Below are 8,553 nucleotides of genomic sequence, written 5' to 3' on the forward strand. Positions count from 1 at the left end.
ACGGAATTCCACGCGAATGAAAAAACGGCCCGAGAGCCGATCATCGAAGGAATGGTGCTCGGTGACGTAGCAGCCCTGCTCGAACAAAAAGCGGGTCACCGCGTCCACGGTGCCGAGGACACTGGGGCAGTCGGCGGTCAGAATCCATGTGTCTGGGGCGCGGCTCATAGTGCGGTGACTCCTTTTGGTGGGCAACCTTGCCCGTGTAGCAGCTGCCGAAGGCTCGGGCCGCGTTCGGACGTTCGGTGGCGCAGCCGTCGTAAAACCTGAAGCCCGGATACTGAATAGAAACCGGGCTGCCTGCATGATGGCGACGACTTCGTCGTCGAACGCAGCCTTCGGCAGCTGCTACAGGGATCGCATCAAGCCTGGACGCTAAGCCCGTACTCAGCAGACGCATCCTGCAACCACAACCACCAGTAATCCGAGAAGCTGCGACGAATCAGCAGTTCCCAGGTGTCTTCAGCGGTATGGCGGATCACCAGTTGCGACTTGGCGAACACCGTGCCCACCGCCTTGCCCACCGGGAAGCTGTTGGGGTGCACGTCGTAGCTGGTGGATTTCATCAGCACCTGACGCACCTTCGGGCCGCTCAGTTCGAGGATCTGCTGGCCCCCGCTKACGTTGGTGATTGCGATGTGCAAGTCGCCCAGCGCTTCACGCAATTTTTGCTCGGCGGCTAACTCTTCACCGGTCGGCACGATCAGCAGCCACTCATCCGGGCCCATCCATTGCAGGCTGGTTTCGCCTTTAATGACGACGGTCAGCGCACCCGGCAATTCGATGCCGAGGGCTTTGTGCACGCCTGCGGCAAACGCAGCATCGTGGCCATCGCCACGAATGGTCAGGTGACCGAGGAGTTTTTTCTCACGCACGATCACGCCGGCGTTTTTGCGACCCTTGCCCGCCAGGCTGGCGAGGTCGGCATGATGCAGCGACGACTCGGCCTTGGCCCCGATGGTTGGGCGTTGTTGGTAAACATTGGCTGCGGTCATAAAGCACCTTTCCTGAATTCTGTTGGTTCCTGTGGTGGCTGCACTGCCGTCATCGCCAGCAGGCTAGCTCCCACATTCAACTGCGTTCCCCTGTGGGAGCTAGCCTGCAAGCGATTGGTAGCCCGCCCGCAGATCTCGAGGCCATCAAATGTTCTGGCGATCGCCTTTCGGATCGAAGAACACCGAAGAAACAATTTCCGCTTCGATCACGCTGCCATCGGCCAGCGGTGCGAACACCCGCTCACCAATGCGCTTCAACCCGCCTTTGACCACGCCCATGGCAAACGAATAACCGAGGGAGTTGTGCAGATAGCTGGAGGTGACGTGACCGACCATGGTCATCGGGATCGCTTGCTTGGTGTTAAACACCAGTTGCGCGCCTTCCGGCAGCCACTTGGTCGGATCGATCGGCTTCAGACCGACCAGCTGTTTGCGTTGATCACGCACGCAGTCTTCGCGGTTCATGCCACGCTGGCCGATCCATGAGAACGGTTTGGTACGACCCACACACCAGCCCATGTTCAAGTCGTCCGGCGTCATCGAGCCGTCAGTGTCCTGCCCAACGATGATGAAACCCTTCTCGGCCCGCAGAATATGCATGGTCTCGGTGCCATATGGCGTCAGGTTGTATTGCTTGCCAGCATCAACAATTTTTTCCAGCACGCCCATCGCATAGTCGGCTTGCACGTTGACTTCGTACGACAGCTCACCGGTAAACGAAATCCGGAATACCCGCGCCGGCACACCGCCGACCAAACCTTCTTTCCAGGTCATGAACGGGAAGGCTTCGTTGCTCAGGTCGATGTCGGTGACGTGGCTGAGCAGCTTGCGGCTGTTCGGCCCGGACAGGGTCATGGTTGCCCAGTGATCCGTCACGGACGTGAAGTACACCTTCAGCTCCGGCCATTCGGTCTGGTGGTAGATTTCCAGCCATTGCAGCACGCGTGCAGCGCCGCCGGTGGTGGTGGTCATCACGAAATGGTTGTCGGCGAGGCAGGCAGTTACGCCGTCGTCGAAGACCATGCCGTCTTCTTTACACATCAGGCCGTAGCGCGCCTTGCCCACATCGAGCTTGGTCCAGGCGTTGGTGTAGATACGGTTGAGGAACTCACGGCAATCCGGGCCCTGGATATCGATCTTGCCCAGGGTCGACGCGTCCAGCAGGCCGACGCTGTCGCGCACGGCTTTGCATTCGCGTTTCACGGCGGCGTGAATGTCTTCACCGGTTTTCGGGAAGTACCAAGGACGTTTCCACTGACCGACGTCTTCAAACTCGGCACCGTTTTTCACGTGCCAGTGATGCAGAGCAGTGTGACGGACCGGCTCGAAGATGTGCCCACAGTGACGACCGGCCACAGCGCCGAAAGTCACCGGCGTGTAGTTCGGGCGGAACATGGTGGTGCCCATCTGCGGGATGGTCACGTTCAGCGAGCGGGCCGCGATGGCCAGGCCGTTGACGTTGCCGAGCTTGCCCTGGTCCGTACCGAAACCCAGTGCGGTGTAGCGTTTGACGTGCTCGACCGACTCGAAGCCTTCGCGGGTCGCCAGTTCGATGGCGGCAGCGGTGACGTCGTTTTGCAGGTCGACGAATTGCTTCGGCGCCCGTGCGGTGTTCTTCTCGTGTGGCACCTGAAACAGCGCCAGGGTTGGCTCTTCCAGACGGCTCAGGGCTTTTGGCAGCATGCCTTCGACCGTTTGGAACCCGGCTTCGGCAGCGGCGCGAGCGCCTCCTTCAAAACCATCGGCCAGGGAATCGCCAAGACCATAGACGCCGTTGATGCCACCGACGCACACGCGTTTTTGCGGCGCTTCGCCCGGTACGAAACCGAGGATGTCTTCACGCCAGATCGGCTTGCCACCCAAATGCGAAGCCAGGTGAACCACCGGGCTGTAACCACCGGAGCTGGCCACCAGATCGCATTCGAGCCACTCGCCAGGACTGGTCACGGCGTGGGCTTTGACATCGATCGCCGCCACACGAGCCGCAGTCACGTGCTTGCTGCCACGGGCCTCGATCACGGCGCTGCCGGTCAGAATGCGAATGCCTTTGGCGCGTGCTTCTTCAACCAGGGCACCACGCGGATTGCTGCGGGCGTCGGCAATGGCGACGACTTGCAGGCTGGCGTCGAGCCAATCGAGCGCCACGCGATAGGCGTGATCGTTGTTGGTCGACAACACCAGTTTTTTGCCCGGTGCCACGCCATAACGGCGCACGTAAGTCGACACAGCGCCGGCGAGCATGTTGCCCGGCACGTCGTTGTTGCCGTAAACCAGTGGACGCTCGTGAGCGCCGGTCGCGAGAACGACGCGATTGGCGCGAACCCGGTGGATACGCTGACGCACCTGGCCAATTGGGGCGCGGTCGCCGAGGTGATCGGTCAGGCGTTCGTGAATGGTCAGGAAGTTATGGTCGTGGTAGCCGTTGACCGTGGCGCGCGGCAACAGCAGCACGTCCGGGGTGTCTTTGAGCTCGGCGATGACGCTGGCGATCCACTCGGCAGCAGGCTTGCCGTCGAGGCTTTCGCGGGAATCGAGCAGACTGCCGCCGAACTCTTCCTGCTCATCAGCGAGGATCACACGGGCACCACTGCGCGCAGCGGCCAGTGCAGCGGCCAGGCCAGCAGGGCCGCCGCCGACGATCAGCACGTCGCAGTGCTGGTTCATGTAGTCGTAGGTGTCCGGATCGTTCTCGGTCGGCGAGCGGCCAAGACCGGCGGCTTTACGAATGTACTTCTCGTAAGTCATCCAGAACGATTGCGGGTACATGAAGGTTTTGTAGTAGAAGCCCGGCGGCATCAGCTTGCCGCCGACCTTGCCGAGAATCCCCATCATGTCGTTGTTCACGCTCGGCCAGCCGTTGGTGCTGGTGGCGACCAGGCCTTGGTACAGCGCCTGTTGCGTGGCGCGCACGTTCGGAATCTGTGTGGCTTCGGTCGCGCCGATTTGCAGCACGGCATTCGGCTCTTCAGCGCCAGCAGCGTAGATGCCGCGCGGACGGGAATATTTGAAGCTGCGACCGATGATGTCGACACCATTGGCCAGCAGTGCAGCGGCCAGCGAGTCGCCTTCAAAGCCTTTGTAGCTCTGGCCGTTGAAGGTGAAGTTCAGCACTTTGTTGCGGTCGATCCGTCCACCGTTGGACAGGCGATTGATCTGGCTCATACCTTCGCTCCCAGAGCCTGCGCGGCCGCTTTCGGACTTTCAGTCTTTTCGGTGAACTGCGGCTTGGTGCCGATCTTGTAAGTCTCGAGAATCTCGTAGGTCACGGTGTCACGGGTGACGTTGAAGTATTGACGGCAACCGGCAACGTGATCCCACAGTTCGTGATGCAGGCCGCGAGGGTTATCGCGGAAGAACATGTAGTCGCCCCACTCCTCGTCGGTGCAGGTGGTCGGATCCAGTGGACGCGGGATGTGCGCCTGACCGGATGCATGGAATTCCTCTTCGGAGCGCAGTTCGCCGCAGTGAGGACAGAAGATATGCAACATGGGGATTTCTCCTGTTAGTGGGCAACCGCAGCAGCGCCGTGTTCATCGATCAACGCACCGTTGTGGAAACGGTCGATGGAGAAAGGTGCGGCCAATGGGTGCATTTCACCCTTGGCCAGGCTTGCGGCAAATACGTTGCCCGAGCCAGGTGTCGCCTTGAAGCCGCCGGTGCCCCAACCGCAGTTGAAGAACATGTTCGGTACCGGAGTTTTCGAAATGATCGGGCACGCATCCGGCGTGGTGTCGACGATGCCGCCCCACTGACGGTTCATGCGTACGCGGGACAGTACCGGGAACATCTCGACGATGGCCTGGATGGTGTGCTCGATCACCGGGTACGAACCACGCTGGCCGTAGCCGTTGTAGCCGTCGATACCGGCGCCGATCACCAGGTCGCCCTTGTCGGACTGGCTGATGTAACCGTGTACGGCGTTGGACATGATCACGCTGTCGATAATCGGCTTGATCGGCTCGGACACCAGCGCTTGCAGCGGGTGCGATTCGATCGGCAGACGGAAACCGGCGAGTTTGGCCATGTGCCCGGAGTTCCCGGCGGTCACTACACCGACGCGCTTGGCGCCGATGAAACCCTTGTTGGTTTCAACACCGATGCACACGCCGTTTTCCTTGCGGAAGCCGATCACTTCGGTCTGTTGAATCAGGTCCACGCCCAGTGCGTCAGCGGCACGGGCAAAGCCCCAGGCCACGGCATCGTGACGAGCCACGCCGCCGCGACGTTGAACGGTCGCGCCCATCACCGGATAGCGGGTGTTCTTCGAGCAGTCGAGGTACGGGATCTCATCGGCCACTTGTTTGGCATCGAGCAGTTCGCCGTCCACGCCGTTGAGGCGGTTGGCGCTGACCCGACGCTCGGAGTCACGAATGTCCTGCAGGGTGTGGCACAGGTTGTAAACGCCACGCTGGGAGAACATCACGTTGTAGTTCAGGTCCTGGGACAGGCCTTCCCACAGTTTCATCGCGTGTTCGTACAGGTGCGCCGACTCGTCCCACAGGTAGTTGGAGCGAACGATGGTGGTGTTGCGCGCGGTGTTACCGCCGCCCAGCCAGCCTTTCTCGACCACGGCCACGTTGGTGATGCCGTGTTCCTTGGCCAGGTAGTAAGCCGTGGCGAGACCATGCCCGCCACCGCCGACGATGACCACGTCATAGACCTTTTTAGGGGTCGGCGTGCGCCACATTTTCTGCCAGTTTTCGTGATGGCTGAGGGAGTGTTTGAAGAGGCCGAAGCCCGAGTAGCGTTGCATAGTCATTTACTCCAAAACCGCGCTCAGCGATAAACCGGGAAGTCCGCGCACAGGGCCGAAACCTGCTCGGCGACATTGGCCTCGACGTCGGCATCGCCGAGGTTGTCGAGGATGTCGCAGATCCAGCCGGCCAGCGTCACGCACTGGGTCACCTTGAAGCCGCGCGTGGTCACCGCTGGGGTGCCGATGCGCAGGCCGGAGGTCACGAACGGCGACTGTGGATCGTTCGGGACGGCGTTCTTGTTCACGGTGATGTGGGCGCGACCGAGTGCTGCATCCGCCTCTTTGCCGGTGAGGCCCTGACGAATCAGGCTGACCAGGAACAGGTGGTTATCGGTGCCGCCGGACACTACATCGTAGCCGCGTTTGATAAACACGCCGGCCATGGCCTGGGCGTTGTCGATCACTTGTTGTTGATAAGCCTTGAAGCCTGGCTCCAGCGCTTCCTTGAAGCACACCGCTTTACCCGCGATCACGTGCATCAGCGGGCCGCCCTGGGCACCCGGGAATACTGCAGCGTTGAGCTTCTTCTCGATTTCTTCGTTGGACTTGGCCAGGATCAGGCCGCCACGTGGACCGCGCAGGGTTTTGTGGGTAGTGGTGGTGACCACATCGGCGTAAGGCAGCGGATTCGGGTACAGACCGGCGGCGACCAGACCGGCGACGTGCGCCATGTCGACGAACAGCAGGGCACCGACTTTGTCGGCGATCTGACGGAAGCGCGGGAAGTCGAGGGTCTTGGAGTAAGCCGAGAAGCCGGCAACGATCATCTTCGGCTTGCACTCGACGGCCAGGCGCTCGACTTCGTCGTAATCGATCAGCCCGGTTTTGGTGTCGATGCCGTACTGCACGGCGTTGTACAGCTTGCCCGAGGACGACACTTTGGCGCCGTGGGTCAGGTGACCACCGTGGGCCAGGCTCATGCCGAGGATGGTGTCGCCAGGCTGGATCAGGGCCAGATACACGGCGCTGTTGGCCGAGGAACCGGAGTGTGGCTGAACGTTGGCGTAATCGGCGCCGAACAGTTGCTTGGCGCGCTCGATGGCCAGGGCTTCAACCTTATCGACGTGCTCGCAGCCACCGTAGTAGCGCTTGCCCGGATAGCCTTCGGCGTATTTGTTGGTCAGGCCACTGCCTTGCGCTTCCATGACGCGTTTGCTGGTGTAGTTCTCTGACGCGATCAGCTCGATGTGATCTTCCTGGCGTTGCTCCTCGGCATTCATCGCCGCCAGCAGTGCATCGTCGTAACCCTGGATCTGGTCTTGCTTGCTGAACATCGCGTCTCTCCCAGCGGCGGTGGTGCGCCATTCGTCTCGGTGAGGCATGTGCCTTTCGGCAGTGCCCTTTGATAGCGATGGTATGACCGGCGCAGACAGGTCAAATGCCTACGGACGCCACGCAAAGGTGCGTTTACGACATGACTGAAAAAGGTCGGTCGCAGCCAGACCGTTGTAGCCCCCTCACCACAGAAGCTCCCTCGCCACAGGGGACGATGTCAGGCGATGAGTTGGCGCAGGGCCAGAAGTACGAGGAAATGCGCGGGATACAAGGCATACGCCCAACGCCGCATTGGCGGTGGGTGGACGCCTTTGGCATGTCGCAAAAGCGCCACTCCCAACAGTGGTGCTATCAGACAAACAACGATGCCAGGAACCGCAGCACTGTTACCCAGCTTCGCGGCGTAATACAGCACGTGCCATTCATTCGCCGCCAGACACACCAGCCCCGGCAGCAATGCGAAATACCAGGGACGCCGGATCACCAGCAACATCGCCAACGGCAACAGCACCCCGAAGAAACCAAACATCACGTGTTCGCGGAACAATGCCGCCAGCGTCAGCGCGCCAACCGCCAGTAGTCGCGATTGCAGCGCCTGGAGCTCCCAGCCACGCGCAACCAACAGACCGAGCGCCAGCGTTGGCATCACATTCCAGGTGGAAGGATCAGGAATGAACAGCCGATAAGGTATTTCGCTGACGGCGCTGAACAGCAGCAACCAACCCAGATACCGCCATTGATGGGTAACTTCCTGTGCACGGGAAACATTCACAGCCATCGCCAGGCAAAACCACGGAAACGCCAGTCGTCCCGGGACATACAGCAGATCGACGGAATAACCGACATATCGCAGGTGATCGAGCACCATGCTCAACAGCGCCAGCCACTTGAGCAGATCCAGTGCCCCATCCCGTTGCGTCATGTGCATAATTGCCCGTCGTCTTTGTGTTTTTCTGTCAGACGCATCGCATGTGCTCCCCGGATGATCTTCGGTAAAGTACGCACCATCATTGACCACGAGTCGCTTCACCATAGGCGTCTCGACCACGGAAAGCAGGGCCATGACCGATAAGAGCCAACAATTCGCAAGCGACAACTATTCCGGTATCTGCCCTGAAGCCTGGGCGGCCATGGAACAGGCCAACCACGGCCACCAGCGCGCTTACGGCGACGATGAATGGACCGCTCGCGCGTCCGACTATTTCCGCAAACTGTTCGAAACCGACTGCGAAGTGTTCTTCGCCTTCAACGGCACCGCTGCCAACTCATTGGCGCTGTCGTCGCTGTGCCAGAGTTACCACAGCGTGATCTGCTCGGAAACTGCCCACGTCGAAACCGACGAATGCGGCGCACCCGAATTCTTCTCCAACGGTTCCAAGCTGCTGATCGCCCGCACTGAAAACGGCAAGCTGACCCCGGAATCGATCCGAGAAGTCGCCCTCAAGCGCCAGGATATTCACTACCCGAAACCGCGCGTCGTGACCCTGACCCAGGCCACTGAAGTCGGCAGCGTCTACACACCGGAAG

Annotated in this window: 7 protein-coding genes and 1 pseudogene; 1 reads left to right on the forward strand and 7 read right to left on the reverse strand. The window is 60.6% G+C overall.

Annotated features, from left to right (window positions below; all coding sequences use genetic code 11):
* From AC1DRJ_RS14205 to AC1DRJ_RS14235, 7 genes and pseudogenes are all read right to left on the reverse strand, one after another.
* Window positions 1–168: pseudogene (locus tag AC1DRJ_RS14205) on the reverse strand (formyltetrahydrofolate deformylase); the annotation flags it as partial.
* A 194-nt stretch (window positions 169–362) separates the two neighbouring features.
* Entirely contained in the window at window positions 363–995 is a 633-nt protein-coding gene (locus tag AC1DRJ_RS14210; protein ID WP_477802714.1) for a sarcosine oxidase subunit gamma, read from the reverse strand.
* Window positions 996–1,139: 144 nt separating this feature from the next.
* A complete protein-coding gene (locus AC1DRJ_RS14215) occupies window positions 1,140–4,157 on the reverse strand; it encodes a sarcosine oxidase subunit alpha (protein ID WP_477802715.1) in 3,018 nt (1,005 codons plus the stop codon).
* The gene (locus AC1DRJ_RS14220) at window positions 4,154–4,483 is read right to left on the reverse strand and encodes a sarcosine oxidase subunit delta (RefSeq protein ID WP_477802716.1); all 330 of its coding nucleotides are present in this window, start codon (window positions 4,481–4,483) and stop codon (window positions 4,154–4,156) included. Before AC1DRJ_RS14220 ends, AC1DRJ_RS14215 begins: the two co-directional genes overlap by 4 nt.
* Before the next feature lie 14 nt (window positions 4,484–4,497).
* Window positions 4,498–5,748 carry a sarcosine oxidase subunit beta gene (locus AC1DRJ_RS14225; protein WP_007947735.1) on the reverse strand — a complete coding sequence of 417 codons (1,251 nt, stop codon included), beginning with the start codon at window positions 5,746–5,748 and terminating at the stop codon, window positions 4,498–4,500.
* Between the two features lie 23 nt (window positions 5,749–5,771).
* Complete coding sequence (gene glyA, locus AC1DRJ_RS14230) at window positions 5,772–7,025, reverse strand: serine hydroxymethyltransferase (protein WP_477802717.1); 1,254 nt, start codon at window positions 7,023–7,025, stop codon at window positions 5,772–5,774.
* A 218-nt stretch (window positions 7,026–7,243) separates the two neighbouring features.
* Window positions 7,244–7,954: a TraX family protein gene (locus tag AC1DRJ_RS14235; protein ID WP_477802718.1), complete on the reverse strand. Its 711-nt coding sequence runs from the start codon at window positions 7,952–7,954 to the stop codon at window positions 7,244–7,246.
* A 133-nt stretch (window positions 7,955–8,087) separates the two neighbouring features.
* On the opposite strand from AC1DRJ_RS14235, the gene AC1DRJ_RS14240 reads away from it, so the two are divergent.
* Window positions 8,088–8,553 (forward strand): beta-eliminating lyase-related protein (locus AC1DRJ_RS14240; protein WP_477802719.1); only part of this gene is annotated, 466 nt, incomplete at its 3' end.

Source organism: Pseudomonas sp. P5_B2 (genome assembly GCF_056400445.1).

Bases quoted from the DNA above. Each gene is read 5' to 3' on its own strand.
- AC1DRJ_RS14215 (WP_477802715.1), bottom strand. From the start codon at position 4,157: ATGAGCCAGATCAATCGCCTGTCCAACGGTGGACGGATCGACCGCAAC.
- AC1DRJ_RS14220 (WP_477802716.1), bottom strand. From the start codon at position 4,483: ATGTTGCATATCTTCTGTCCTCACTGCGGCGAACTGCGCTCCGAAGAG.
- AC1DRJ_RS14225 (WP_007947735.1), bottom strand. From the start codon at position 5,748: ATGCAACGCTACTCGGGCTTCGGCCTCTTCAAACACTCCCTCAGCCAT.
- glyA (WP_477802717.1), bottom strand. From the start codon at position 7,025: ATGTTCAGCAAGCAAGACCAGATCCAGGGTTACGACGATGCACTGCTG.
- AC1DRJ_RS14235 (WP_477802718.1), bottom strand. From the start codon at position 7,954: ATGCACATGACGCAACGGGATGGGGCACTGGATCTGCTCAAGTGGCTG.